This window comes from Guptibacillus hwajinpoensis, from assembly GCF_005144865.1.
GTDB lineage: Bacteria > Bacillota > Bacilli > Bacillales > Guptibacillaceae > Guptibacillus > Guptibacillus hwajinpoensis_A.
Genome location: NZ_SWFM01000003.1, coordinates 599,840 through 625,571 on the forward strand (window position 1 = coordinate 599,840; position 25,732 = coordinate 625,571).

Below are 25,732 nucleotides of genomic sequence, written 5' to 3' on the forward strand. Positions count from 1 at the left end.
TAGTGATTATATACAAAAAAAGACCCCCTTAAGGGGATCTTCCTATTTAGTGGTCACTGCCAAAGAAGTTCTTAAATGTTTGAAGAGATGTTGCACGGTTCATAGCAGCAATTGATGTAGTCAATGGAATCCCTTTTGGACATGACTGCACACAGTTCTGTGAGTTACCACAATTCGCAAGTCCGCCCTCATCCATTAATCCTTCAAGTCTTTCTTCTTTGTTCATTGAACCTGTGGGATGCGCGTTAAACAAGCGAACTTGTGAAACAGCTGCAGGTCCAATAAACTCAGATCGGCTATTAACATTAGGACATGCTTCCAAGCAAACACCGCAAGTCATGCATTTTGAAAGTTCATATGCCCACTGTCGTTTATTTTCAGGCATTCTTGGTCCCGGGCCAAGATCATAAGTACCATCAATTGGGATCCAAGCTTTCACCTTCTTAAGAGCGTCGAACATTCTGCTTCGATCTACTGCGAGGTCACGAACGACAGGAAATGTTGTCATTGGCTCAAGGCGAATCGGCTGCTCAAGTTTATCTACAAGAGCTGTACATGATTGACGAGGCTTCCCGTTAATGACCATCGAACAAGCGCCGCACACTTCTTCCAGGCAACCCATTTCCCACACAACCGGTGATGTTTTCTCACCTTTTGCATTTACTGGATTGCGTCGAATTTCCATTAGTGCAGAAATGACATTCATATTTTGACGATATGGAATTGTGAATGTTTCTTCATATGGCGCAGATTCAGGTCCATCCTGTCTTTTAATCTTTAGCGTTACTGTACGTTCTTCACTCATTACTTTTTCCCCGCTTTCTTCTTCGAATAATCGCGTTTACGAGGTGTAATTAATGATGTATCTACTTCTTCATAGTAGAACTCTGGTTTGTTGTTAACTGCATCGTATTTCGCCATAGTTGTTTTAAGCCATTCTTCATCATTACGGTCTGGGAAATCAGGTTTGTAATGAGCTCCACGGCTTTCATTTCGATTAAGGGCCCCAATTGTAATGACTCTTGCAAGCTGAAGCATGTTTGAAAGCTGTCTAGTAAATGACGCTCCCTGATTACTCCATTTAGACGTATCATTAATATTGATATTCTCGTAACGCTCCATTAACTCTTGGATCTTTTCATCCGTTTCTCGAAGCTTCTCATTATCTCTTACAACAGTAACATTTGCAGTCATCCACTCACCAAGTTCTTTATGAATCTGGTATGCGTTTTCTGTTCCGTCCATTTTCATTATCGCATCTTGTTTAGACTGCTCTTCTTGCTGATGCTTTTCAAATAATGTCGATGATAAATCTTCAACAGTTTCTTCAAGACCGTTAATGTATTCAACTGCGTTCGGGCCAGCGACCATTCCTCCATAAATAGAAGAAAGTAGCGAGTTTGCTCCAAGACGATTTCCACCATGTTGAGAATAATCACATTCACCAGCTGCAAACAATCCTGGAATATTAGTTTGCTGGTTGAAATCAACCCACAGACCACCCATAGAATAGTGAACAGCAGGGAAGATTTTCATAGGTACTTTACGAGGATCGTCACCCATGAATTTCTCATAAATCTCAATGATTCCTCCAAGCTTAACATCAAGCTCTTTAGAGTCTTTATGGGAAAGATCAAGGTAAACCATATTCTCGCCATTGATCCCAAGCTTTTGACGTACACAAACGTCAAAAATCTCTCTTGTTGCAATATCTCGTGGAACTAGGTTACCGTATGCAGGGTATTTTTCTTCAAGGAAGTACCATGGTTTACCGTCTTTGTAAGTCCAAACACGTCCGCCTTCTCCACGAGCAGATTCACTCATAAGACGTAGCTTATCATCACCAGGAATAGCAGTAGGGTGAATTTGAATGAACTCACCATTCGAATAAATAGCTCCCTGCTGGTACAAGGCACCAGCTGCTGAACCAGTATTAATAACAGAATTCGTGCTTTTACCAAAGATGATTCCTGGTCCGCCTGTTGCCATAATAACAGCGTCTGCTTCAAAGCTACGAATTTCAGATGTCGTAAGGTTTTCACCTACAACACCGCGACATACACCATCATCATCAAGAATTGCGGATAGGAATTCCCATCCTTCATATTTCGTTACAAGTCCAGCGACTTCATGTCGGCGTACCTGCTCATCTAGTGCATAAAGTAACTGCTGTCCTGTAGTTGCCCCTGCAAATGCAGTACGGTGGTGCTGTGTACCACCAAAGCGTCGGAAGTCAAGTAGACCTTCTGGCGTTCTATTAAACATAACACCCATACGGTCCATTAAATGAATGATCCCAGGCGCGGCATCACACATAGCTTTTACTGGAGGCTGGTTAGCAAGAAAGTCTCCTCCATAAACTGTATCATCGAAGTGTTCCCAAGGAGAATCCCCTTCACCTTTGGTATTAACAGCTCCATTAATTCCCCCCTGTGCACAAACAGAGTGAGATCGTTTAACTGGTACGATGGAAAGCAAGTCTACATTCATTCCGGCTTCTGCCGCTTTGATCGTTGCCATTAACCCGGCAAGACCGCCTCCAACGATTACTAATTTACCTTTACTCATAAGAACGGTTCCCCCTTAAATGCTGGCTCTGTCTGGAGATTATGTATCCAGACTTGGTGGTGAAGACTGTTCGGTTTCTTATACGAAAGCAAATAACGCGCGAATTCCAACGAACGATAGTGCAAGGAAAATAATCATTGTTACATATGTCATTGCACGTTGTGATTTAGGTGTTACTGTTAAGCCCCAGCTCACGAAGAATGACCATAAACCATTCGCAAAGTGGAAGACAGTACCTACAACACCAACGATGTAAAAGATCATCATCCCTGGGTTTGATAGAATATCAGCCATCATTTGATAGTTTACTTCAGCTCCCATGGCAGCCTGTATCCTAGTTTGCCAAACGTGCCAAGTTACAAAAATAAGTACGATTACACCTGAAATCCGCTGCAAATAAAACATCCAGTTTCGTAAATAGCCATAAGTGCTTACGTTATTTTTGGATTGAAATGCGATAAAAACACCATATATCGCATGGAATAAGAGCGGTAAGAAAATAACGAAAATTTCTAAAAGATAACGATAAGGTAGGCTTTCCATGAAATGCGCTGCTGCATTAAAGTCCTCAGGCCCTCGTGTTGCGAAGTAGTTTACTGTTAGATGTTGCGTAACATAGAGTCCGAGTGGAATAACCCCTAGAAGCGAATGCAATTTTCGGCTTACAAAGTCTCGACTTGCGGCCATGTTTTGTGTGTCCCCCTTTTAAGTTGTTAAGCTACCATCTGTCAGTGCATTTTTCTACAATAGAAGTCTTTGCATGCACAGAAATCATCGCTTTCTGTCGATTAAATTGTGACATAACCATTGTACTCCCATCATTTAGGACCGTCAAGAAAACGCGTACATTCAGATTTTTCAAAATCTCGTAGCAAGACTTTAATTTGTCACATTTGAATGCGCTTTATTTTCTTCAATTTCTATCTATCGTGCTATGGAGGATTTCGCTTCTTAACGTTATAATTGTAGCAGACAAGCTAGGAGGAATTTATGTTTAAGAAGCGTACAAACACGATCGACTATAGTCACGAAATAGAAACAACAGCTTTTGGGTATGAATTCTTCAGGGAGATTCTTCTTCCTGAGCTTTTAGGAAATGAACAGCCAGCCGTCCTTTACTGGACAGGCAAAGAAATGGCAAGACAATTCCCGCTCTCTTCTAAAGAAGAAATAATAGACTTCTTTAAGAATGCGAGTTGGGGCACGCTCTTAGTCCAACAGGAAAAAAAGAATGAGATCACTTTCTTGCTCCAATCACCATTAATCACTGAACGCAAGAATACGACTCGCATCTCCTGTTATCAGTTAGAAGCAGGGTTTATCTCTGAGCAGTATCAAAACATGCATAAATGTGTAACAGAAGCCTATGAAACTGACAAAAAGAATGAGATTCAGTTTACAGTTAAATGGGATCCAAAAGATAAAATAGAATAAAAGGGAGACCCTATGTGGTCTCCCTTTTGTTCTTTATACTTGTTGAACTGGCTTTCTTTCATCTAATTGGAATTTCTCATGTAGTAGTTCAATTGCATAAATCATCTTATCTTGTGGCACAATTGTCGACACTTTTATTTCTGACGTACTGACCATTTTAATTTCAATTCCATGCTCTGATAGTACTTCAAACATTTGCGCAGCTACACCTGGGTTTGAAATCATTCCTGATCCTACAATTGATACTTTAGCTAAATCAGACTCATGGAAAATATTCTCGTATGGCAGTTTAACTTTGATACGATTTAGTACATCCAAAGTTAACTCAAGAGATGCTGATTCAATTGAAAACGAAATGCTTGTCGTATTCTTTTCACTTGTACTTTGGATAATAACATCGACATTTATCCCATTGGACGCAAGGGATGAGAAAAGAGATGGTAGTGTTGTAATTTCATTTGGTAATCCAGAAATCGTTATTTTTGTTACATTACTTTCAAACGCCAGACCCCTGACGACTAGATTTTGTTCCATTGATGCAACCTCCTCAATTAACGTTCCAGGTTCATTCGTAAAGCTTGAGCGAACCTCAAGCAATATATTGTAATTTTTAGCAAACTCAACCGCTCTTGGATGCAGCACTCCTGCTCCTAGATTGGCTAGTTCAAGCATTTCATCATAAGAAATGGTAGACAGTTTTCTCGCTGCCTTTACATAGCGAGGATCGGTCGTATAAACACCATCTACATCAGTATAAATTTCACAACGATCTGCCTTCAAAGCTGCAGCAATAGCAACTGCTGTTGTATCAGAGCCGCCTCTACCAAGCGTAGCGATATCGTTTGTATCAGTAAGGCCCTGGAATCCTGCCACGATTACAATTTTTCCTTCTGCAAGATGTTGATTCATTCGCTTTGCATCGATATCAAGTATTCTCGCATTGCCATGAAACGTTTCTGTCTTTATTCCAGCCTGCCAACCAGTTAACGATACCGAATCATAACCTGCTTCATGTATTGCCATTGAAAGTAGCGCAGTTGTCACTTGCTCTCCTGTTGTTAGAAGCATGTCTAGCTCCCTAGCGGATGGTTTCGTTGAAATCCCTTTAGTTAATCCTAGAAGTTCATCAGTCGTTTTCCCCATTGCAGAAACAACAGCAACAACTTCGTCTCCTGCATCTACTGCCTCAATGAGTCTTCTTGAGACATTTTTAATTTTCTCTACATCGCCTACAGATGTGCCACCAAACTTTAATACGCGTAGTCCCACTCTCTCCATCCTTTCTCTCATGTAACTGGTTTCTCTTTCTATTTATGCGCTTATAGCACACGCCTCACTAAATAAGAGTTATATGGATATTCGCCTAATCTTTACAAGCGAAAGTCTTCGTTTTGTTATACTTTACTCTTTTCTATAGGCTTTTTTCGTAGACATTGTTGCTTTTACTGTATAGCGTTTGATTTCCGCTGCAGGATGCTCGCTTTCCGCGGGGCGGGCGGTGAGCCTCCTTCCGCTCCAATCAGCAAAGTGTGTGTTTTTATTCAATAATTATTTCAAGAGCAACAATTTTTACGAAAATAACCTTTTAAAAAGTAATAAAGTATAAAAAAAACAACAATGAGAAAAACCTCACTGCTGTTTTCATAACAAATCCAAGAAAACGTCCCTTTGTGAGATAGTTCTCCATCCAATTCCAGGGTAGGTATTGGATGACAGCCCTGCATTTATTTAATGCAGATCCAGCTTCAGACAGATAAGTGCCTTTCCACTTCGGCAAATCCCCCTTTCAGCTCCTATCAACGAGTCTTATCACTCTTAAGTGAGCATACTAATGGTTTTTGCGCCTCTACCATCACTTCAACTTTCGAAGTGTGGAACTATTAAATTTCATTCATTATAACGGACTTAACACAAAGCCGCAACAGGTTGCTGTAAATTAATTCGCTTGATTTTCGAATCTTGCTAGTAATTCCTTAGCGACACTCTGAGGTAAACCGGCTTCTTGTAAATCGTCGATGCTTGCTTCTTTCATTTTTTTAATTGATCCAAAATGTTTTAAAAGCATTTTTTTACGCTTCTCTCCTATACCTGGTATATCATCAAGACTTGATTTAAGCATGGATTTCCCACGAAGCTGGCGATGGAATGTAATCGCAAATCGATGGACTTCATCTTGAATTCGTTGCAATAGGTAGAATTCTTGACTGTTCCTTGGCAAATATACACCAACAGGAGGATCGCCAATGAGCAGATGAGACGTTTTATGTTTCTCATCTTTAGTTAAAGAACAAACAGGTATATCAAGGCCAAGTTCATTCTCTAGCACATCTTTTGCAGCTTGAATTTGAGCAATTCCGCCATCGATAATAATTAAGTCAGGTAGGGGCCCACTCTCTTTCAGCATTCTTGAGTAACGCCTACGAACAACTTCTTTCATTGATCCAACGTCGTTTGGACCTTCAACCGTTTTAATCTTGTATTTCCTATACTCATTTTTCTTAGGTTTGCCATCCAAAAAAACAACCATAGCAGATACAGGATTTGTACCTTGTATATTAGAATTATCAAATGCTTCTATTCGGAGCGGCGCGTCTATACCAAGTTGATCTCCTAAATTCTCAACTGCATCAATTGTTCTCTTCTCATCACGCTCAATTAGTGAGAATTTTTCATTCAAAGCAATCGTAGCATTTTTCACCGTCAGCTCAACGAGTTCTTTTTTCTTCCCACGCTTTGGTTGATGAACAGGAATCTCAAGCAACTCTTGTGCCATTTCAGCATTAACTTGCTGTGGCAATAGCAATTCTTTCGGTTTAGGGTGGTTTTTTTGTAAATAAAACTGGCCAAGGTAGGTTAGAAAGTCCTCTTCCGCATCATTATAAAATGGAAATAATGATACATCCCTTTCAATAAGCTTTCCCTGACGCACAAAAAAGACTTGAACACACATCCAGCCTTTATCGTAGCTGTAACCAAAGATATCCCTATCAATTCCATCATTGGATTGAATCTTTTGCACTTCCATTACTTTATCAATATGATACATGAGATCACGGTACTCTTTTGCTCGCTCAAAATCCATATTTTCTGCGGCAAGTCCCATTTTCCGCTCAATGTCCTCTTTAACCTCTTGATGACCACCATTTAGAAAGCGGGTAATTCCATCAATCATTTCCTTATTTTGTTCTTTAGTAACATCTTTCACACAAGGTGCAAGACACTGGCCAATATGATAATAAAGGCAAACTCGGTCTGGCATTTTTCTACATTTCCTTAGTGGATAAAGACGATCGAGCAGCTTCTTTGTTGCACTTGCTGCATACGCATTTGGATAAGGACCAAAGTATTTTCCTTTATCCTTCTTTATCTTCCTCGTAGTAATTAATCGTGGTTGCTCTTCGGAAGTTATTTTAATGTATGGATAGCTTTTATCGTCTTTTAGCATAACGTTATATTTAGGATCATGCTTTTTAATTAAATTAAGTTCAAGAATTAGTGCTTCAAGATCTGTAGAAGTAACAATATATTCGAGATCGCGAATTTCACTTACAAGACGCTGTGTCTTTCCATCATGTGATCCACTAAAATAAGAACGAACTCTATTTTTCAGAATCTTTGCTTTCCCAACGTAAATAATCGTTCCCTGGCGATCTTTCATTAAGTAACACCCGGGCTGGTCAGGAAGGATGGCTAGCTTGTTTTTAAGTTGTTGCTCCATGATGACTCACCTCACTATTCCCTTTAAAGGCGTATCTATGTTCGCCTCTCATTGTACCACATTTCCGCTAATTTCTTTATTCACGATACTCGTATAAGACAATGTTGTCATAAACTGGATCATATAAAGAAGATGAATGAAAGTCTTTCACTTTCTTAATGGCGTTTTCGATCGGAATCCCCTGTTCTTTAAATCCTTCTACGACTTCCTTTGTTAAAAAGATTCGATGATTTTCGTAATAGCTTTTATCAGATTGAAAAGTAGAATACGTATAAATTTGTTCGTGTTTAAAGTCGGCATCTACATATCCCATTACCCTTGTTTCTTCCCATGTATACACGATAATCGGTTCATTGATATCTTCTAAATAGTCAATGAGTTGATGAACTGCCGACGGCTTTTCGGCCTCTTTCATAACGTCATATGAAAAAACAGTTTGTGTAATAACGATACTTAGAAAAAGTATCATTAATCTAATATGTAGCACTTGTTGTTTTATACAAATAAAACAGACTAAACCAAATAACACCATAGTCGGAAGAGGAAGAATATGCCTTGGTTTGTCAACATTTTGTGCAAATAAAGCCCATAGAAAATAACCAATAAACATCGATATATAAGCCCAAACAAACGGAGTAAATCTAAGCTTATTTGTTCTCCTCAATATTTTAATAGCTGCATATAGAGTGAATAATCCCATAAGAGCTAGCAATAAAATACGTTGTCCACCAAGACCAGTCCACGCGATATTATAGAGCAGCAAATCAGAGAATCGTTCCAAGAATGATGAAGAAACTGAAACGGCTGTACCTCCCCATTCCTGAAAATGGCCAGTCGAAAAACCCAGTGCTAACTGAATAAATGCTGCAACTCCGCCTTCTGATACAGCAAGTCCAGCCAACCAAATCAACTGAAACAATAACGCAACACTAAGTTGTATGACTAAAAACGAGACATACTCTCGAGGGTTGTATTGCTTTATTCGTGAAAGTAGAAGGATCAAAAGTCCAATCCCAAACGGGAGATAGGATAGCCGAATGCCTAGTAGGAAACTAAATAATAAAGATGAAAAAACAACAAATCCAGTTGAGTTTTTACGTTGAAAGGCGCTATGTAATACCCAAATATACCACCATAGGATAGCTACTGCAGCTGTTTCACTCATCGGCTGAACCGTCATGACATTTAGAAAAACCGTCGATTGAATAATCGCTACCATCACTACGCTACCAGTCTTTGTGAGATAGGATCGACTCAATGCGAAAACAGGGTAAATCGTTGTAAGTAATAAAAGTGAATTCCATATCGAAAGAGCCTGAGTGGGATTCACAATCCATTTATTTATAAGCATCCCACCTAGGATGAAATAAGGATACCCAGGGAAATGTGGCTGCATAGCAAATAGGTCAAACCTAGTTAATGCCAAGGAAAAGTCAACCTGATCCCATGAACGCGGCACATCAATTGCATAGACGAGTCTCCACCATATGATAAGAGATATACTGCTTATCGAAACAGTCCATAGTGCACATACAAATATCTTATTCCATAATAAATGCTCCTTTAAACGGTTCAATTCCCATCACCCTTCACCAAGACCATTTTAAGCCGACTTGTCATAATAAAGAAAAAGCACAAGACGATATGCTTCGCCTTGCACCTTAATCAATTATTTAACTGCAGATTCATTCATCTTGTTTGATGTTTTAAATACAGTCGTTTTTGGTTCTTTTACACTCGCTTTCACGGGTTCTTTTTTCGTATTAACGAGTAAGTAAATGACTGTGAAATATCCGATATAACCAACAATTTCTTCAAGTGATGGCATAGAAGAATAACCAAACAATGCCTTAAAGAATATCCCAACATCACCAGAGAGCAGTGGCGCCACACCATGATCACGGACGTAGTGAGCATAATCAATCGGATGTTCAGGTAGGAACCACGTTAAATCGTATACGTGTGGAATTACGCTACCGATCATTTTAATATCTTGCATCATCGATATTCCCTGAACAAACAATCCACCTGCAATTAATACAATGAAAATACCAGTAACTTTAAAGAAAGATTTAAGAGGGATGCGCATTGTTCCTTTAAAGAATAAATAGGAGACAGCGGTAGCAATTACGATTCCTGTAAGGGCTCCCCATCCTTGAAATCCTTTTCCAATATCTCCACCTGTAATGGCAGCGAAGAAGAAGACAGTCTCGACACCTTCACGTAGGACGACAAGAAATGAGTGAATAACCATTCCGACCACATTACCAGTTGTTATCAACTGAGTCATTTTACCTTCTGTTTTACCTTTAAGATTTCGACTATGTGAAGCCATCCAGAAAACCATCTGAGTAAGCAGTACAGCAGAGATTAACATAATGGAAATCTTCAGGTAGATCTCACTTCCCATTGCAGCGAACCCTGTGAAGACAACCTGGAACAGCATAGCTACTCCAACGCTCGCTAAGACTGCAAGCCCTGCACCGAGCCAGACAAATTTATTATACTGGCACTGGCCCATTCTCTTCATGTATGTTGTTATGATTCCAATGATAAGAAGTGCTTCTAGTACTTCCCTGAACATAATCAGCAATGCCTGAATTTCCATTATGCTTTCCCCTTTCTGCAAACAAAGTTACGAGCGACGACGTTTTCTTGTATATATCACGACGCTCGTAATCACGACAACCAGCAAGACAAGCGGTAACCAATTGGATAATTTACCAAGGTCAGTCCAATCAGTTTTACCGTTGCTTGTTGCTTCGTCATCTGTGGCGCTTTCGCCAAAATGCCCAATTTCAACAGATTTCATATCGAATTGAGCCTTTAATCCATCAAGGATAATCTTTTTGCTTTTGATAAATTGTTCTTTATCTGATTCTTTTTCACCAACTCCGAATAATCCGGGGTTTCCTAGTGAATTAAGAAGCGTTTCGAATTCAGTTTTTATCGTTTCATTAAGATCTGCATTATTTTGTTGAACGACTGGTGAAAGCTTTTTGTATGTTGCATCTGCTTTACCTACCAGCTTTCTGGTTGTATCATATTCTTCAAAATCCTGTTCAACGCTCTCTAGGCGACGTGAAATATTGAGAACAAGAATCTGCTGCATATTCTTGATAATAGCTTCTCTATTCTCATTATCAAGCTCGCTTTGAACTGCTTGCACAGCATCATCGCCCATATGTAATTGTATTTCGTCGCTCACAGATGAGAATATTTTAGTTGCTTCATCGTACTTCGGAGGAGACTCGTTTAATTTAGCAAACATCTCAGTATAAGCTTCGGCGACCTTCTCTTCAGTTGGATCTCCGTAAGAATAGGCTCGAGCTAGATCAGGCACTGTAAGCGTACTGATCAATATCAGAATGAATGCCATTGAAAGAATGCGTTTTATCATTGAAAATCCTCCTCATTGATAATGATAATGATTATCAGCCATTAAGTCAATAATAGATCTGCAATTATTGTGACTTTTCTGCCACGAAAGCAGGTGTAGAAATTCTTGCAATAACATGTGCGTCGTCTTCAATAGTTACCTTTTTCACAGGGCGCATCATTTCTTTTAGAATGGCTGGTAAAACAGACGTGACATATGCTTTAAATTTAATATAAGATTCTCCTGTCGAACGCACCTGATACGTGATTGGCACTTCCTTAACCCTAAAGCCTTTTCTTACAAGGTTTAGTGTTAGAACCTGAGCATAGTTGTAGTCATGAATAATTTCACCATGATCCATTGCCTGTTTGGAGAACACCCTCATGCCTGATTGACCATCATAGATCCACTTCTGTAATAAAAGAGATTGTAAGAAAGTAAAACAATAATTTCCCAATCGACGGTGAAGTCGCATTCCGTCAATCGTTCCTTTGAAGCGTGAACCCATTACATAATCAGCTTCGCCACGAAATAGGGGCTCTAAAAGCTCAGGTAGTTGCCATGCTGGATACTCATTATCAGCATCAAGCATGACACCAATATCCGCGCCAAGTTCTAGTGAATAAGAGAGACCTTTACGAACAGCTGCACCTAACCCCTGGTTTGTATCAAAAGAAAAAATATAATCCGCGCCAGCATTCTTCGCTACTTCCACTGTTCGATCAGTTGAGCCATCATCAATAACGAGTACACTCACATGAACACTAGAGTGAAAATCACGAGGAATCTGCTTTATAACTTCTCCGATAGCATTTTCTTCGTTATGGGCAGGTAAAAATACAATTACGTGTTGTTTCATTAATTCATTTCTTCCTTCCTATCTTGAAAAGCATCTTCTAGGATAGCTCCTCTACTATGAGTAGGTATCGGAGCTCCTAAAAGATGAGCAACAGTTGGGGCTACAGATGTAAGACTATGCTTGTCCTCTATGATTTTTCCTTTTGCTATTGAAGGTCCATTCATAAAGAACGGTACGTACCTTTCACCTTCGTCAAGATGTCCATGTCCGCCAATTCCATCTGCTTGACCGTGGTCGGCACAAACGATCAACGTTGTATTCTCCATGAATCCTTGCTGCTCTAACCATTCTACATACTCTTCAACTAATTTATCTGCTTCTTCAATTTTTTGAATGTAATCATCATACAAAACACCACGAGCGTGTCCAGTTTGATCGGTACCGATTAACTGTACTGCAAAGAAATCAGGATTCTTATCCAACATGATTTGGCGAGCGCCTTCCATGATTTTCGTATCAGCTACATCATTGTTCATTACAGCTGTTACTGTATCAACATCTTCACCCATCGCATCAACAAGATGAGCAATACCAAGCAGGCGACCGCTTTTTCCAACTTTACGTAAAGAATCAAATATTGTCTCTACCTTCACTCCAAGCTTCCATACCATATTTGACTTAATACCATGTTCAATAGGGTAAGTGCCTGTCATCATTGAAGAAAAACACACAACAGTTCGAGCAGGGTAAACAGTCTCCATTTGACTGTATTCTGTCCCATTTTTCTTTAATGAATCAAGGAATGGTGTATTCGCTTCTTGAAAACGTTCTTTACGCATTCCGTCAATAACGATCATCATAACGCGTTCATTTATTGAAGTAGCTGGTATTTTTTTCGTATAGTCCGATTTGACCTCTGGTTTCCAATCAAATAAGTTCCGATGCAAGATAAAGCTAAATAACCAGATTCCAGCGTATAAGTATAGAAGATTGACCAAGTCGAACGATGGTCCAGTGCCCATTGATGCGTTAATCACCATCGACCATATTGGTAAAATCAGTAGAAATTTAGGCAATTGTTCTTGAGCATTCCCACTCGTTGAATCACTATTCTTAAGCACTAACTTCCAGAATCGTGTAAAGTTAAGCCAGCTTGTCCCGATTCGGAGATGATAATAGAACGTTCCCCAGAAGAAAACGGTAAAGAAGAAGTACAATCCAATTCCAAGCATTGCTGCTGAGAGGGAGAACGTATCAAATAATAATAAATAAGCGATTAACGGTATCCATAAATAATTCCTTAAAAACAGTGGGAAATCGTAGAAGTAATATAAAACAAGTAAGGGAAGAATGGCACCAAGTCCAAGGAAGAAACCTTCCCAGAACTCGACCTCAGACCACTGTGTTATATACAACAACAAAATAGTCCCTGTTACAAAGATTGGGGTGAATGGTTTACCCTCATTTAGAAGATTCCAGCACCTCGCTGCTATTTTCTCAAATCCTGACGCTTGTTTCATGATGTTTCTCCTTTCTTTGTTAGAAACGTCTTCAATTTACGAAATTGAAGAGGATAAAGATAAAACGCCACCACACCGGCAGCAAAAGAATAGAGGTACTTAAATGCATGTGTGATTAGCGCGATTGAAAGAGCTTCTTCCCACCCAAAACCGACCTGATTTAGAGAGAAGCTCATCACACTTTCATAGGTTGCAAATCCTCCTGGTGCAAGCTGAAACACACCTGCCCCCACAGATAATGCCGTTATCCACATCGCATTTAAATAAGTAAAAGTAGATTCACTCAGGCTTGCAACTCCGAACACCACAACCCCTTCAGCAATCCAACTAATACACGATAGCACTAAAACGAAAGGGAAATTGGGTGAGATCATGAGGTCTCTCAATGTGAGCAACTGCTTCAGGGCAGATCGAAACTTACTTTTTTTGAGAAATAGAATGACAAGGAGACCTGAAGCTACCAAAACAAACACCGATCCAATTAGAAAATGTAGATGCACGCTAATTCCTATCAAAGCAGCACCAACAATTGCAAATAGACCTAACCAAAAAAGATCAACAATGCGTAAAAGAACAACCGATTGAACGGCAGTCCCCCATTTCCCTTGCTGTTCCTGTGCAAGAACTCCCATCCGAACTGCTTCGCCACCTTTAAATGGAAGAAGATGATTAAAAAACAAGCTGTAGAAGATGCCTGATATGTACACTCTAAATTTAATCTTCTGATCAACAAGCAGTTGCCAGCACCAGCCACGCAACAGGAAAGAGGCTGTATACCCACTAATCATCGTTAGAAACCAAACTGGATGATCAAGTAAGTTAAGGCTGAAAGATGTTACCATTGATAAATTAAATTCATTTAATAGAAGAAAAATAAACAGAATGACGAGAAGCAAACCTACAGTCCACTTAACTAGTTGTGGTATTTTTTTGCCCATTCGACTGTTCTCCGCAACCCTTCCTCGAACCCTATTTCAGGAACATACCCAAGTTCTTTCTCAGCCTTTTCTATGTTACTCCACGTATGTCTCACATCTCCAGCACGAAACGTTTCATCCACCACACTAGCATTTGGAAAATAGGTCATTAAAAGACGAATTAATTCTTCGAGACGAATCGGTTTTCCAGAACCAAGATTATAAATCTCGGATTGACCAGTTTGATTAAATGCAAGAGCTATACCATTCACAATATCATCTATGTATGTAAAATCTCTGGACTGATGACGTCCGTAAATATTAATTGACTCTCCATTTAGAAGTTTAGTTAGAAAAAGAGGAATGGCCATATCAGGTCTCCCCCAAGGACCATACACTGTGAAAAATCGAAGAATCGTTAATTTGAACCCATAAAGCGACTGATAAGCATGACAGAATGATTCTGCTCCCGCTTTTGCAGCTGCATAAGGCGATTTTACTTTGCCATTAGCAAAGGATTCTGATACTGGACCATCTTGATTTCCATATACAGAAGAAGAAGAACCAAATAATACATGTGGCACCCCTGATATTCCAGAAGCTCTTAACACGTTCACGGTAACCTTAATATCCTGATCAATGTATGCATGTGGATTCGTTAAAGAAGGCTGAACGCCAGGTAGTGCAGCTAGATGAATTACTGCATCATATTTGTGGTTTTTAAAATGAACTATTGTTTCCTCTTCATCTAGTAAATCAAACTCATGCACCACAACAGGGCCGATCCTTTTAATTTGATTAACCTGCTCCTTTTTCCTTTCAACATTGTAGAATGTTGAAAAGTGATCGATAATCGATACATCATGCTTTGCTTTCAATAGTGACTTCGCCAGGCTACTTCCAATAAAACCAGCTCCGCCTGTAATCAATATGTTCATATCGTGCACCCCTAAACATCATATAACCTTTATACAATAGAAACGGCCGCAATTAGCGGCCGTTAAGATCTGTCATTATTCTACTACACTTTGTAACTCGGACAAAATCTGCTCACTTAGTTTGTTCGCTTCTTCAGCATTACCGTCAGCAATTGCTTCATACCAATTTTTTGCATCTGCGTAAAGCACATCTGCTTTCTCCTGCCCGATTGCATCATTTACTGGCATTTCGATTGCTTTCAAAAAGACATTAGCTTCCATAGCATCTTCTTTTGCTTCAGTAATCTTGCCCTCTTCAGCCATTTCAGCAACTTCTTCATGATAGCCTTTGATTTTGCCTACAAAAGCCTTTACAAATAGATTGGAAACTTCGTCTGCTTTAATAGAAGCAGGATCATTACTTAGATCGAATAACTCACTTAGCTTAGCAGCAGCTTCTTCATCACCACCAGCTAATGAACCTTTAATCGCCTGATAAAATCCTAATGCTTCAGTTTGCATGATTTGGACTTCTTCAGTATCGCCAGAAGTTACAGCTTCTTCAATTTTCTCTGCGTAAGAATTTGAAGCAAGGTAATAACTTCTATAAATTGATTTATCCGTTATTTGCTTGGCTACAGCAAAGTCTTCCATACCTTCTTCACTAGAAAGAGCTTCTTCTTGTGCCGCCAATCCGCTGTTTATGTTCTCAACGATACTAGACTCTCCTTCAAGCTCGTAATAAGAATCGCGTTTCTCAGCGGTAGGAACAAAGACATCTTCAGCTAGTAACTTAATTTCATTGAAATGAAGCATTGCTTCATCACTCTTATCAGCGTCTTTCGCATCAATTACTGCTTGCTGTAGTGACTTTTGTTTCTGGTAGAAATAAGATTGAGTGCCTTTATCAATCATTTGTCGTGCAACATTCTCATCAAGCTCTTCTGATTTTCCAGCCTGAATACCTGTTGTAATGAATTGGTCGAACTCGTTATCGATTTCATTCACTGCGCTTTTCAAGTCACTAGTATAAGTTGATTCGACAAGGTCCCAATCAACGTCTTGGTTTTCTTTCATCTTATTCAATTCGTCGGTAATTGCTTTATATGCCTCGACTTGCTTTGCAGTTGCCGATTCGTCAATTGACATTTCTGCATTTTCTTCTGAAGATTGAGAATTAGCAGCTTCTTCTTGCTGAGAATTTTTCTCTGTATTTGCAGCATTTTCAGAATTATTACCACAAGCGACGAGAACTGTACCTGCTAATGTGATGGAAGCGAATAACATCATAGACTTTTTCATTATGTAAAACTCCTTTTTCCTAGGGTTGTTTATCCATGACGATTATAACGAGAACGATTATCATTGTCAATACAATTTACCTTTTAGAGAATGATAGCTAAACAAAAAAGAACCCTGATCTGTATATACAGATCAGGGCTCTTTACATTTCTTCCATTATTGATGTTTAGAAAGAGTTTGCGCAAGTGCTTCTTTTGGTTGGAAGCCAACAACCTGGTCAACTACCTCACCATTTTTGAATACTAGAAGCGTTGGGATGCTCATTACACCGAACTTGCTTGCTGTTTCCTGATTTTCATCAACGTCAAGTTTAACAACTTTCACGTCAGTCATTTCAGCATCAAGCTCTTCAAGAACTGGTGCAATCATTTTACATGGGCCACACCATGGTGCCCAAAAGTCTGCTAGTACAAGACCTTCACTTGTTTCTTCTGTGAAACTTTGATCTGTTGCGTGTACAATAGCCATTCTATATCTTCCTCCTTAAAACATTTATCACTTGAGTATACCAGGTTAAGGCCGGTTGCCTCAGTGTGCTCTGCCAGGTTGACAATTATCAACTGGCACAAAATGAGTATATCATTAATACTCATCATGATTCCATTTTTTTGACTCACATTCATTGTTCCCCATCTTTCTTTTAATCAAACGAGTCAGGATATAATAATCTAAACTATTTAGATCTTCTTTTAAACTGTCTGTTTTCGTAGACTTTGTTGCTATGCCGATATGAGTAGAAGTTGATGTCCGCTCCTGTGGGGTCTCACCTGTCCCGCTAGTCCCGCAGGAGTCGAGCACCTTCCGCTCCAATTAACTACGGAGTGTTGTTCTCTATAGGAAAATCCTTTAAAAACAACGATCATTTATAAAAGAGCCTTTAATATAAAATTCATTAAATAAAACAATCTTTTAGAAACTTCTACGACTCATAAGAAAAAGCGAGCTATATAGCTCGCTTCCATCTTAGTTTGTTTGAAGTACTTTCTTAAATTCTTCTGTAAGCAATGGTACGACTTCGAAAAGATCGCCTACGATGCCATAATCAGCAACACTGAAGATGCTTGCTTCAGGATCTTTATTGATCGCTACAATTACTTTCGAATTAGACATACCAGCTAAATGCTGAATTGCACCGGAAATACCACACGCAATATAAAGATCTGGTGTTACAACTTTACCTGTTTGTCCGATCTGAAGGGAGTAATCACAGTAATCCGCATCACAAGCTCCACGAGAAGCTCCTACTGCTGCTCCAAGAAGATCTGCTAGTTCCTGAAGAGGTTCAAATCCTTCTTCACTCTTAACACCACGACCACCAGCTACAATAACTTTTGCTTCAGAAAGATCCACGCCTGAAGTCGATTTGCGAACAACTTCTTTCACAATTGTACGTAGGTCTTTAATGTTTACGCTCTCTTCAAAAACCTCACCTGAACGAGACTCATCAATTTCAAGTGCATCAATATTGTTAGGTCTGATCGTTGCAAGAATAATACCTTCTTTAACTTTTTTCTTTTCAAAAGCTTTACCTGAATAGATCGGACGAGTAAAGATAACCTCTTCTCCGTCAAGTTCAATACCTGTAGCATCAGATACAAGACCTGCATCAAGTTTACTTGCCAGTCGAGGAGCTAGGTCTTTCCCAATTGAAGTATGCGGCATTAGAATAGCATCAGGATCAACGGAATCAACGATCTGTAAGAAAGCCTGTCCATACCCATCACTTGTATAGTTTTTAAGCTTCTGATCCTCTACTTTAATGACACGGTCCGCTCCGTAATGGAAAAGAGGATCTGTTAAAGAGCTAACATTTTCTCCTACCACTACTGCGATGACTTCACCACCAGCTGCGATTTCTTTCCCTGCACCAATCGCCTCAAACGATACGTTACGTAATTCATTATCACGAGCTTCTGCAAATACGAGTACTTTTTTAGCCATAATTGTCCCCTCCTATATAACTTTCGCTTCCTGGCGAAGTAGTTTCACTAGTTCTTCTACTTGATCACCTAACTCACCTTCAAGAACCTTACCTGCTTCCTTTTTAGGTGGAAGATAGCGCTCAATGGTTTCGGTTTTTGCTTCTATTTCATCATCTTCCACATCAAGATCATCATAATCGATCTCTTCTAATGGCTTTTTCTTTGCCTTCATAATACCCGGAAGTGAAGGATAGCGAGGTTCGTTAAGTCCCTGTTGAGCCGTCACTAGTAATGGGAGCTGTGCTTCTACAATTTCCATGTCCCCTTCAACGTCTCGCTCCATTGTAGCTGTTGTTCCATCAATATCAAGCTTAGTAATCGTCGTTACGTAAGCGATTCCAAGTTTCTCAGCAAGACGGGGGCCAACTTGTCCAGTGCTGTTATCGTTGGATACGTTTCCTCCAAGAATGATGTCGTATTCCTTATCTTCGAAATATGCAGCAAGAAGGGCAGTAGTTGTGTATTGATCACTTTCATCAAGATCTTCATTATTAATAAGAACGGCTTTATCAGCTCCCATTGCAAGGGCTGTTCTAAGCTCCTTCTCTACATCTTCATCACCAATACTAACAACTGTTACTTCACCGCCGTGGTCATCACGAAGTTGAATAGCCTCTTCTATGGCATACTCATCATAAGGGTTGATAATGAATTCAACACCTTCTTCACTAATTTTTCCGTTTTCGATAACGATTTTTTCCTCAGTATCAAAAGTTCTTTTCATGATTACATAAATGTTCATATCTTTATCCCTCCCTGAAATAGTTCACTTTATTTATCTTGGAATTGAGGCTTACGTTTCTCAATAAATGCACGAATACCTTCCTGTCCATCTTCTGAAGCAAACGCCTTCCCAAAATACTCTCTTTCTTTTTGTACACCTTCATCAAACTGCTCTGACTTAGAATAGGTGAGAAGTTTAAGAGCATAGTTAACTGCTACAGCACTCTTTAAAGCGATCTTCTCAGCAAGTTCTTTAGCTTTCGGAAGCAGATCTTCGTCGCTATATACTTGATTCGCTAGACCTGCAGCCACAGCTTCAATGCCTGTAATCGGCTCACTTGTTAGTAGCATTTCAGTTGCTTTTGCTTTCCCAACAAGTGCAGGTAGCCTTTGTGTTCCTGCAAACCCAGGGACAAGACCGAGTTGAAGTTCAGGAAGTCCAAGCTTGGCCGTTTCAGTTACTAGTCGAATGTGACAAGCCATCGCAAGTTCCAAACCTCCACCAAGAGCAGCACCATGAATAGCTGCAATGATCGGTTTTGGGAACGCTTCCATTTTATCGAATAAACGCTGTCCAAAACCACCCAGCTCTGCAAATCCCTCTTCACTACTAACGGTAGTAAATTCCTTAATATCAGCTCCAGCTGAGAAAAACTTGCCTTCTCCTGAAATTAGGACAACTTTTGTCTCGGGATCTTTTTCAATACTGGTAAGAACTTCGGACAGTTCTTTTAATACATCAGATGCTACCGCATTGGCTGGTGGGCGGTTTAGCGTTACATGTGCTACCTTGTTTTCATTAGCTACCCTAATAAATTCCACTTCTCCACTCCTCTCACATGGTGGCCCCGGTCTGAGCCGGGACATCTTTTTATTTACTCAAGCCGTTTATCAATAAATTGTGAAGCGGCTTTGCGAGTGCCTCTAATTCAAACTTGTGATCCTTCATTACCCAGTTTGTTACGGTTTCATCCAACGTGCCAAAAATCATTTGCCTAGCTAGTCGAATGTCTAATTCTTCAATAAACAAACCTGATTTAATACCTTCATCGAGAATATGATCAACCAGGGTGAGGTATTTCTTAAGTACCTCGCCGATTTGAGCACGAAGCGCCTTGTTTGTTTGTCTAAGTTCTAGTTGTGTAACGATAGCAAGCTCATAATCTGAACCAAGGTGTTTAAAATGCATATCAATCAGCGTAAAAAGCTTATCCATTGCGTTGTCTTTGCGGGCAATTTGCTCTTCTGTTTTGTCGATAAAGCTACCCATTTTTTTCTGGAATAATGATATTAATAAATCTTCTTTATTCTTAAAATAAAGATAAATTGTACCATCAGCAACTCCAGCTTCTCTAGCAATCTTAGAAACCTGTGCTTGATGATAACCATTTTGCGCAATGACAACTACCGCTGCATCTATGATTTTATCGTACTTCGGTCCCCTTTTCTTCCCCTTTTCAACCATAATATTTTCTCCTTTATTCTTTATCCGGCGCTCATTCAAAATGAATGAGCATTCATTCATAATCTTATTGTAGCGATACATTCCATCTACTGTCAACATAAGATTTCTGAGCGAGCGCTCGGTTGGAATCAGGAGCTTTTTCACAAAGTAATCATACCATAATAAGCAGAAATGTGCGAATCTTTCCAGAATATTAATTGTGAGAAATTTAAGAACTCACAAAGAAAACCAATCGCTAGAGCGATTGGTCCTTTTTCATTTTTTCTTCATCCACTAGAACACGTCGGAGAATTTTTCCGACCGTGGTTTTCGGAAGTTCTGCTCGAAATTCATAAAGGCGCGGCACTTTATAGGCAGCAAGAAATTTACGACAGTGTTGATTCATTTCTTCTTCAGTAGTGTTCTCATTCTGCTTCAGTACGACAAACGCCTTTACCGTTTCACCACGATAAGCATCAGGAATGCCTATGACGACAGCTTCTTGTACTGCTGGGTGCTCATACAATACTTCTTCCACTTCACGAGGATATATATTATAGCCACCCGCAATAATCATATCTTTCTTACGATCAACAACATAGAAGTAACCTTTTTCATCACGATAGGCCATGTCACCTGTAAAAAGCCATCCATCTTTTAATACCGCATCCGTTTCATCCGGTTTATTCCAATACCCTTTCATAACTTGAGGTCCTTTTACAATAAGCTCTCCAATTTCTTTAAGTGGCGCTTCTTCTCCTGTTGGCGTCACAACTCTTGCATCTGTGTCTGGCCATGGAAGACCTATACTTCCAACTACGGTTCCATCGGACAGAGGATTCGAGTGCGTTACAGGAGATGATTCTGTTAGACCATACCCTTCTACAAGTCTACCTGTGATTTTCTCCTGAAACTTTTGTTGTACTTCAATCGGAAGGGGAGCAGAACCGCTTATACAAGCTTTAATGGAGGATAAATCATACTGATCAAAGTCAGGTTCATTTAACAATGAAATGTAAATGGTTGGTGCTCCAGGAAATAATGTTGGCTTCTGCTTCTGGATAGCCTTTAAGGTATCTTTTGGTTCAAACTTAGGAAGGATAATCATTTTGGCAGCATACATAATCGAAAGATTCATCACACATGTCATGCCGTAAACATGGAAGAACGGTAGAATACCCATTACGCTTTCCTCACCGTATTTCGCATCAGGAATCCAGTTTTTACATTGCATCGTATTAACTACAAGATTGAAGTGAGTCAGCATAACACCTTTTGCAAGACCTGTTGTTCCTCCAGTATATTGAAGAAGAGCAAGATCTTCTTTCGGATTAACATCTAATTCAATGTCTTCATTACTTCCTTTTGCTACCCAGTCCTGGAATGTATGAATTTCTGCTGTAGATGGCATTTCGACTAGCAATCCTTGCTTCTTTTGCTTTTGGATAAGCGGATAAAGAAGGTTTTTAGGAAATGGTAAGTAGTCCTGAATTTTTGTTACCACAATGTGCTGAAGCACTGTCTTACTTTTTACTTTCAGTACTTTTGGCAGTACAAGATCAAGACAGATCATCATAGTCGCTTCTGAATCAGAAAGCTGATGCTCTAGTTCTCTTTCCATATAAAGAGGGTTCGTTTGAACAACTACTCCTCCTGCCATAAGTACAGCATAATAGCTAATGACAGCTTGCGGACAGTTGGGAAGCATAATGGAAACACGCTCACCCTTTTCAAGCCCATTTTCTCGTAATGAATTTGCTAGCCGCTTCGAACGGCTAAGTAGTTCTTGAAACGTTAGCTCTTTCCCAAGGAAATGAACAGCTGTTTTGTTGGGATGCTTTGTTGCGGCATCAATCAAATAAGCTTGAAGTGGTTTATTCTCGTATTCAATTGAGGTAGGAACCCCTTCTTGATAATAGCTAAACCATTCTTTTTCAACGTTGTTCGTCATATATCGTCAACCTCCCTTTTCGACTCCTTCCAAACCAAAAATTTCTCTCTATAAGATAATTATAATGAAAACGCTTAAAATATCCTATCTTTTTTTGATTTTTTTGAATACATTGGCAATTTAGGTCGTAAAAGGTAGACGAGCGTCATAAATGTTTTTCTTAATTAAAGAAAAAAGAAACAGGCAATTCGCCTGTTTCTTTAACTCTTACACAAAATAAATTAAATAGACGATACCGGCAATAAAAAACACGCCAGATACGACAATAAGAACTTTCCATAACGTTTCCATACCTTGCTCCTCTTATGAAATCCCTGCTCCAATAACGAAGGACAGGCCAATTGAGATCACCATCGAAATAAAACCTACCGCTCGATTATCTGCTGCAATTTCTTTATCAATCTTAAATTTAGGCGTTAGAAATTCAAAGGTAAAGTATCCAATCAATAGAAGGAAAAAACCGAATACTCCCCAACCCATCATCGTAACAAGCGAATCATTGTGCTCAATTGAAAACCGAAAGATATTGGCTATTCCGAATATCTTCCCTCCAGTAGCCATTGCTACAGCAAGATTCCCTTTTTGGATTTCCTCCCAGTTACGATAGGATGTGACAAATTCAAAGACCGCTAGAAAAACAATCATACAAACAATGACAACACTATAATTAGCGGCCGTCTGAAATGCTACACTCTCCCATAATTGATCCATTATGATAATTCCTTTCTCTACTTCAGTTCCACAACGGTTACTCCACCGCCGCCTTCATTCATTCCGCCCATACGAAGATTTTTGACTCGAGAGTGCCGTTTCAACCATTCATGAACACCTTTTCTAAGCGCACCAGTGCCTTTACCATGGATAATAGAAACCTGGCTATACCCTGCAAGAAGCGCGTCGTCAATATAGCGTTCCACTTCCATTTGAGCGTCTTCGTATCTTTTTCCTCTTAAGTCAAGTTCTGTTTTCACGCTGCTATCGCTTCCTCTAACAGTAACTAGAGGCTTTCGTTCAACGACTGGTTTTGATTTAATCGCTTCAAGGTCATTTGATTTTACATTCATTTTCATAATTCCAAGTTGAACCTGGTATTCGTTCTTCCCGACTTGTTCCACTATATGACCCTTTTGGTTGAAGCTAATCACTTTTACTTCATCACCAGGTTGGTAGGATCTCACTTTCGCTTTCTTTTGTGCTGGCTTTTCGCTTCGAAGTTCAGGTTTCGCATCCTCAAGCTGTTTCTGCGCATCGATTAACTGATGTTCTTTAACAGAGCCTTTTTGGAAGGTACGCAAATCATGAATAATCCTTTTAGCTTGCTCCTGCGCTTTCTCAACTTCTTCTGCAGCCTTCTGCTCTGCTTCTTCAAACATTCGCTCACGCTGTTTTTCGAATTTCTCTAACTGAGTTTCCAAATCTTTTTTCAGTGATTCAGCTTCTTTTCGGAGATCAGATGCACTCTGTCGATCTAGCTCGGCTTGCTTTTGGCTATCTTCTAAAGAAGAAATCATTCGATCGACTTTGTTGCTTTCACTTGAGATCTGAGATCGTGCATCCTCAATAATATCATCCATTAACCCAAGGCGTCTTGAGATTTCAAATGCATTACTTCGGCCAGGAACACCAATTAATAGACGATAAGTTGGACGAAGGGTCTCCACATCAAATTCTACACTAGCATTCATAACCCCTTCACGATTATACGCATATGCTTTTAATTCACTATAGTGTGTAGTGGCAATGACTCTAGATCCACGATTGTAGACATAGTCTAGAATCGAGATGGCAAGCGCTGCTCCTTCTTGGGGATCCGTACCAGCACCAAGCTCATCAAACAGAACAAGACTATTGTGATCAATGTTCTCTAGAATCGTAACGATATTGGTCATGTGAGAAGAGAATGTACTTAAACTTTGCTCAATCGACTGTTCATCGCCAATATCAGCAAAAATTTGTTGGAAAACGGACATCGTAGAGCCTTCATCAGCAGGAATATGTAAACCTGACTGTGCCATAAGTGTTAAAAGACCAGCTGTCTTCAGTGTAACAGTTTTCCCCCCTGTATTTGGACCAGTAATAACGAGTGATGAATAATCACGTCCAAGGTAAAGAGAAGACGGTACGACTACATCCTGAGGAAGAAGGGGATGTCGGCCGTTTCTAATCTCAAGTTCACCTTCATCATTCATGGAGGGATGTGTTGCTTTCAATTCATTCGCATATAGTGCTCGCGCGAAAATAAAGTCAATGTCCGCAAGCGTGTCGACGTTATGACGTAACGTTTCTGAAGACTCTGCAACGCGTCTAGTTAATTCAGTTAAAATACGCTCAATTTCAAGCTTTTCCTTCACTTTCACTTCTTTCAGCTGATTGTTGATGGATACAACCGATTGCGGCTCAATAAACAACGTCGCTCCTGAGGATGATTGATCATGAACCATACCTCCAAATGAACCGCGGTATTCTTGCTTTACAGGGATAACATATCGCTCATTTCGAATTGTAATTAGAGCATCTGAAAGCATTTTTCTCGTGCTTGATGATCGAATTAAACTCTCAAGCTTTTCTCTTACACGAGACTCAAAGCTTCTTAATTGTGTTCGTAGACGACGTAAATCATCGCTTGCTGAATCCAGTAAGTCTCCATCCTGATCAATGCATGCATTAATTTCCTGTTCGAGCTCTGTTTCATGCATTATTTGACTTACAAGATCTCCAAGAAGCGGAAGCTCTACCCCATCTTCAATCATATTCTCGAGGAATGTTTTAAATCGTCTTCCTCCATAAATCGTACTAGAAATATCCAATAATTCAGACGGATTAAGCATTCCACCTATTTCGGCTCTCTTAACACTCTGACGTATATCTCTAATTCCGCCTAACGGTGCCTGACCACGAAGACGGATCACTTTTCTTCCTTCTTCAGTTCCATCTAGCTGATGCTTCACATCTGTAAGGGAGAACAACGGAACGAGCTGTTCCACTTTTTGCTTTCCTAATGAAGACGATACATGTTTACTGAGTCGTTCTTTAACTTTGTCGTATTCGAGTAGTCGCAACACTCTTTTTTGCAATGGT

General features: G+C 39.7%; 22 protein-coding genes and 1 riboswitch. Of the genes, 1 reads left to right on the forward strand and 21 read right to left on the reverse strand.

The window, feature by feature from the left end; all coding sequences use genetic code 11:
* Positions 1–46 precede the first annotated feature (46 nt).
* The 3 genes from sdhB to FBF83_RS13995 all read right to left on the reverse strand — a co-directional run bounded on the left by sdhB (position 47) and on the right by FBF83_RS13995 (position 3,255).
* A complete protein-coding gene (gene sdhB, locus FBF83_RS13985) occupies positions 47–805 on the reverse strand; it encodes a succinate dehydrogenase iron-sulfur subunit (RefSeq protein ID WP_136947746.1) in 759 nt (252 codons plus the stop codon).
* On the reverse strand, positions 805–2,568 hold the full coding sequence (sdhA, locus tag FBF83_RS13990; protein ID WP_136947747.1) for a succinate dehydrogenase flavoprotein subunit: 1,764 nt from the start codon (positions 2,566–2,568) through the stop codon (positions 805–807). The genes sdhB and sdhA overlap by 1 nt, the downstream gene beginning before the upstream one ends.
* A 78-nt stretch (positions 2,569–2,646) precedes the next feature.
* Entirely contained in the window at positions 2,647–3,255 is a 609-nt protein-coding gene (locus tag FBF83_RS13995; RefSeq protein ID WP_136947748.1) for a succinate dehydrogenase cytochrome b558 subunit, read from the reverse strand.
* A gap of 303 nt (positions 3,256–3,558) precedes the next feature.
* Here FBF83_RS13995 and FBF83_RS14000 point away from each other — a divergent pair, with 303 nt between their 5' ends.
* Positions 3,559–4,002 (forward strand): YslB family protein, encoded by a 444-nt coding sequence (locus tag FBF83_RS14000; protein ID WP_136947749.1) that lies wholly within the window; start codon positions 3,559–3,561, stop codon positions 4,000–4,002.
* Between the two features lie 33 nt (positions 4,003–4,035).
* Here FBF83_RS14000 and FBF83_RS14005 read toward each other — a convergent pair whose 3' ends face one another.
* From FBF83_RS14005 to FBF83_RS14090, 18 genes are all read right to left on the reverse strand, one after another.
* Positions 4,036–5,271: an aspartate kinase gene (locus tag FBF83_RS14005; RefSeq protein WP_136947750.1), complete on the reverse strand. Its 1,236-nt coding sequence runs from the start codon at positions 5,269–5,271 to the stop codon at positions 4,036–4,038.
* 399 nt (positions 5,272–5,670) lie between these two features.
* Positions 5,671–5,859: riboswitch (Lysine riboswitch) on the reverse strand.
* A gap of 79 nt (positions 5,860–5,938) precedes the next feature.
* Positions 5,939–7,720: an excinuclease ABC subunit UvrC gene (uvrC, locus tag FBF83_RS14010; RefSeq protein ID WP_136947751.1), complete on the reverse strand. Its 1,782-nt coding sequence runs from the start codon at positions 7,718–7,720 to the stop codon at positions 5,939–5,941.
* Between the two features lie 76 nt (positions 7,721–7,796).
* Positions 7,797–9,296 (reverse strand): hypothetical protein, encoded by a 1,500-nt coding sequence (locus tag FBF83_RS14015; protein WP_136947752.1) that lies wholly within the window; start codon positions 9,294–9,296, stop codon positions 7,797–7,799.
* A 93-nt stretch (positions 9,297–9,389) separates the two neighbouring features.
* A complete protein-coding gene (locus FBF83_RS14020; protein ID WP_136947753.1) occupies positions 9,390–10,328 on the reverse strand; it encodes an FTR1 family iron permease in 939 nt (312 codons plus the stop codon).
* A 27-nt stretch (positions 10,329–10,355) separates the two neighbouring features.
* Positions 10,356–11,120 carry a hypothetical protein gene (locus FBF83_RS14025; RefSeq protein WP_136947754.1) on the reverse strand — a complete coding sequence of 255 codons (765 nt, stop codon included), beginning with the start codon at positions 11,118–11,120 and terminating at the stop codon, positions 10,356–10,358.
* 64 nt (positions 11,121–11,184) lie between these two features.
* On the reverse strand, positions 11,185–11,958 hold the full coding sequence (locus tag FBF83_RS14030) for a glycosyltransferase family 2 protein (protein WP_136947755.1): 774 nt from the start codon (positions 11,956–11,958) through the stop codon (positions 11,185–11,187).
* Positions 11,958–13,418 (reverse strand): alkaline phosphatase family protein, encoded by a 1,461-nt coding sequence (locus tag FBF83_RS14035; RefSeq protein ID WP_136947756.1) that lies wholly within the window; start codon positions 13,416–13,418, stop codon positions 11,958–11,960. The genes FBF83_RS14030 and FBF83_RS14035 overlap by 1 nt, the downstream gene beginning before the upstream one ends.
* The gene (locus FBF83_RS14040; RefSeq protein WP_136947757.1) at positions 13,415–14,356 is read right to left on the reverse strand and encodes a lysylphosphatidylglycerol synthase transmembrane domain-containing protein; all 942 of its coding nucleotides are present in this window, start codon (positions 14,354–14,356) and stop codon (positions 13,415–13,417) included. The genes FBF83_RS14035 and FBF83_RS14040 overlap by 4 nt, the downstream gene beginning before the upstream one ends.
* Entirely contained in the window at positions 14,332–15,273 is a 942-nt protein-coding gene (locus FBF83_RS14045) for an NAD-dependent epimerase/dehydratase family protein (RefSeq protein ID WP_136947758.1), read from the reverse strand. Before FBF83_RS14045 ends, FBF83_RS14040 begins: the two co-directional genes overlap by 25 nt.
* A 75-nt stretch (positions 15,274–15,348) precedes the next feature.
* The gene (locus FBF83_RS14050; RefSeq protein WP_136947759.1) at positions 15,349–16,554 is read right to left on the reverse strand and encodes a hypothetical protein; all 1,206 of its coding nucleotides are present in this window, start codon (positions 16,552–16,554) and stop codon (positions 15,349–15,351) included.
* Positions 16,555–16,710: 156 nt separating this feature from the next.
* Positions 16,711–17,022, reverse strand: a complete 312-nt coding sequence (trxA, locus tag FBF83_RS14055; RefSeq protein WP_136947760.1) for a thioredoxin — start codon at positions 17,020–17,022, stop codon at positions 16,711–16,713.
* A gap of 495 nt (positions 17,023–17,517) precedes the next feature.
* On the reverse strand, positions 17,518–18,495 hold the full coding sequence (locus FBF83_RS14060; RefSeq protein WP_136947761.1) for an electron transfer flavoprotein subunit alpha/FixB family protein: 978 nt from the start codon (positions 18,493–18,495) through the stop codon (positions 17,518–17,520).
* A 12-nt stretch (positions 18,496–18,507) separates the two neighbouring features.
* A complete protein-coding gene (locus tag FBF83_RS14065) occupies positions 18,508–19,278 on the reverse strand; it encodes an electron transfer flavoprotein subunit beta/FixA family protein (protein ID WP_136947762.1) in 771 nt (256 codons plus the stop codon).
* Positions 19,279–19,307: 29 nt separating this feature from the next.
* Positions 19,308–20,081, reverse strand: a complete 774-nt coding sequence (locus FBF83_RS14070; protein WP_136947763.1) for an enoyl-CoA hydratase — start codon at positions 20,079–20,081, stop codon at positions 19,308–19,310.
* A 49-nt stretch (positions 20,082–20,130) separates the two neighbouring features.
* Positions 20,131–20,724 carry a TetR/AcrR family transcriptional regulator gene (locus FBF83_RS14075; protein ID WP_240688100.1) on the reverse strand — a complete coding sequence of 198 codons (594 nt, stop codon included), beginning with the start codon at positions 20,722–20,724 and terminating at the stop codon, positions 20,131–20,133.
* Positions 20,725–20,959: 235 nt separating this feature from the next.
* Positions 20,960–22,654, reverse strand: coding sequence for a long-chain-fatty-acid--CoA ligase (locus FBF83_RS14080; protein ID WP_136947764.1), 1,695 nt, complete (start codon positions 22,652–22,654; stop codon positions 20,960–20,962).
* A gap of 303 nt (positions 22,655–22,957) precedes the next feature.
* Positions 22,958–23,365: a DUF350 domain-containing protein gene (locus tag FBF83_RS14085; protein ID WP_136947765.1), complete on the reverse strand. Its 408-nt coding sequence runs from the start codon at positions 23,363–23,365 to the stop codon at positions 22,958–22,960.
* A 17-nt stretch (positions 23,366–23,382) separates the two neighbouring features.
* Complete coding sequence (locus FBF83_RS14090) at positions 23,383–25,728, reverse strand: endonuclease MutS2 (RefSeq protein ID WP_136947766.1); 2,346 nt, start codon at positions 25,726–25,728, stop codon at positions 23,383–23,385.
* Positions 25,729–25,732 lie beyond the last annotated feature (4 nt).

Coding starts and splice junctions, on each gene's coding strand:
- FBF83_RS14080 (WP_136947764.1), bottom strand. CDS start 22,654: ATGACGAACAACGTTGAAAAAGAATGGTTTAGCTATTATCAAGAAGGG.
- FBF83_RS14060 (WP_136947761.1), bottom strand. CDS start 18,495: ATGGCTAAAAAAGTACTCGTATTTGCAGAAGCTCGTGATAATGAATTA.
- FBF83_RS14035 (WP_136947756.1), bottom strand. CDS start 13,418: ATGAAACAAGCGTCAGGATTTGAGAAAATAGCAGCGAGGTGCTGGAAT.
- FBF83_RS14075 (WP_240688100.1), bottom strand. CDS start 20,724: ATGGTTGAAAAGGGGAAGAAAAGGGGACCGAAGTACGATAAAATCATA.
- uvrC (WP_136947751.1), bottom strand. CDS start 7,720: ATGGAGCAACAACTTAAAAACAAGCTAGCCATCCTTCCTGACCAGCCC.
- FBF83_RS14050 (WP_136947759.1), bottom strand. CDS start 16,554: ATGAAAAAGTCTATGATGTTATTCGCTTCCATCACATTAGCAGGTACA.
- FBF83_RS14000 (WP_136947749.1), top strand. CDS start 3,559: ATGTTTAAGAAGCGTACAAACACGATCGACTATAGTCACGAAATAGAA.
- FBF83_RS14040 (WP_136947757.1), bottom strand. CDS start 14,356: ATGGGCAAAAAAATACCACAACTAGTTAAGTGGACTGTAGGTTTGCTT.
- FBF83_RS13995 (WP_136947748.1), bottom strand. CDS start 3,255: ATGGCCGCAAGTCGAGACTTTGTAAGCCGAAAATTGCATTCGCTTCTA.
- sdhB (WP_136947746.1), bottom strand. CDS start 805: ATGAGTGAAGAACGTACAGTAACGCTAAAGATTAAAAGACAGGATGGA.
- FBF83_RS14030 (WP_136947755.1), bottom strand. CDS start 11,958: ATGAAACAACACGTAATTGTATTTTTACCTGCCCATAACGAAGAAAAT.
- FBF83_RS14065 (WP_136947762.1), bottom strand. CDS start 19,278: ATGAACATTTATGTAATCATGAAAAGAACTTTTGATACTGAGGAAAAA.
- FBF83_RS14085 (WP_136947765.1), bottom strand. CDS start 23,365: ATGGATCAATTATGGGAGAGTGTAGCATTTCAGACGGCCGCTAATTAT.
- trxA (WP_136947760.1), bottom strand. CDS start 17,022: ATGGCTATTGTACACGCAACAGATCAAAGTTTCACAGAAGAAACAAGT.
- FBF83_RS14045 (WP_136947758.1), bottom strand. CDS start 15,273: ATGAACATATTGATTACAGGCGGAGCTGGTTTTATTGGAAGTAGCCTG.
- FBF83_RS14020 (WP_136947753.1), bottom strand. CDS start 10,328: ATGGAAATTCAGGCATTGCTGATTATGTTCAGGGAAGTACTAGAAGCA.
- sdhA (WP_136947747.1), bottom strand. CDS start 2,568: ATGAGTAAAGGTAAATTAGTAATCGTTGGAGGCGGTCTTGCCGGGTTA.
- FBF83_RS14025 (WP_136947754.1), bottom strand. CDS start 11,120: ATGATAAAACGCATTCTTTCAATGGCATTCATTCTGATATTGATCAGT.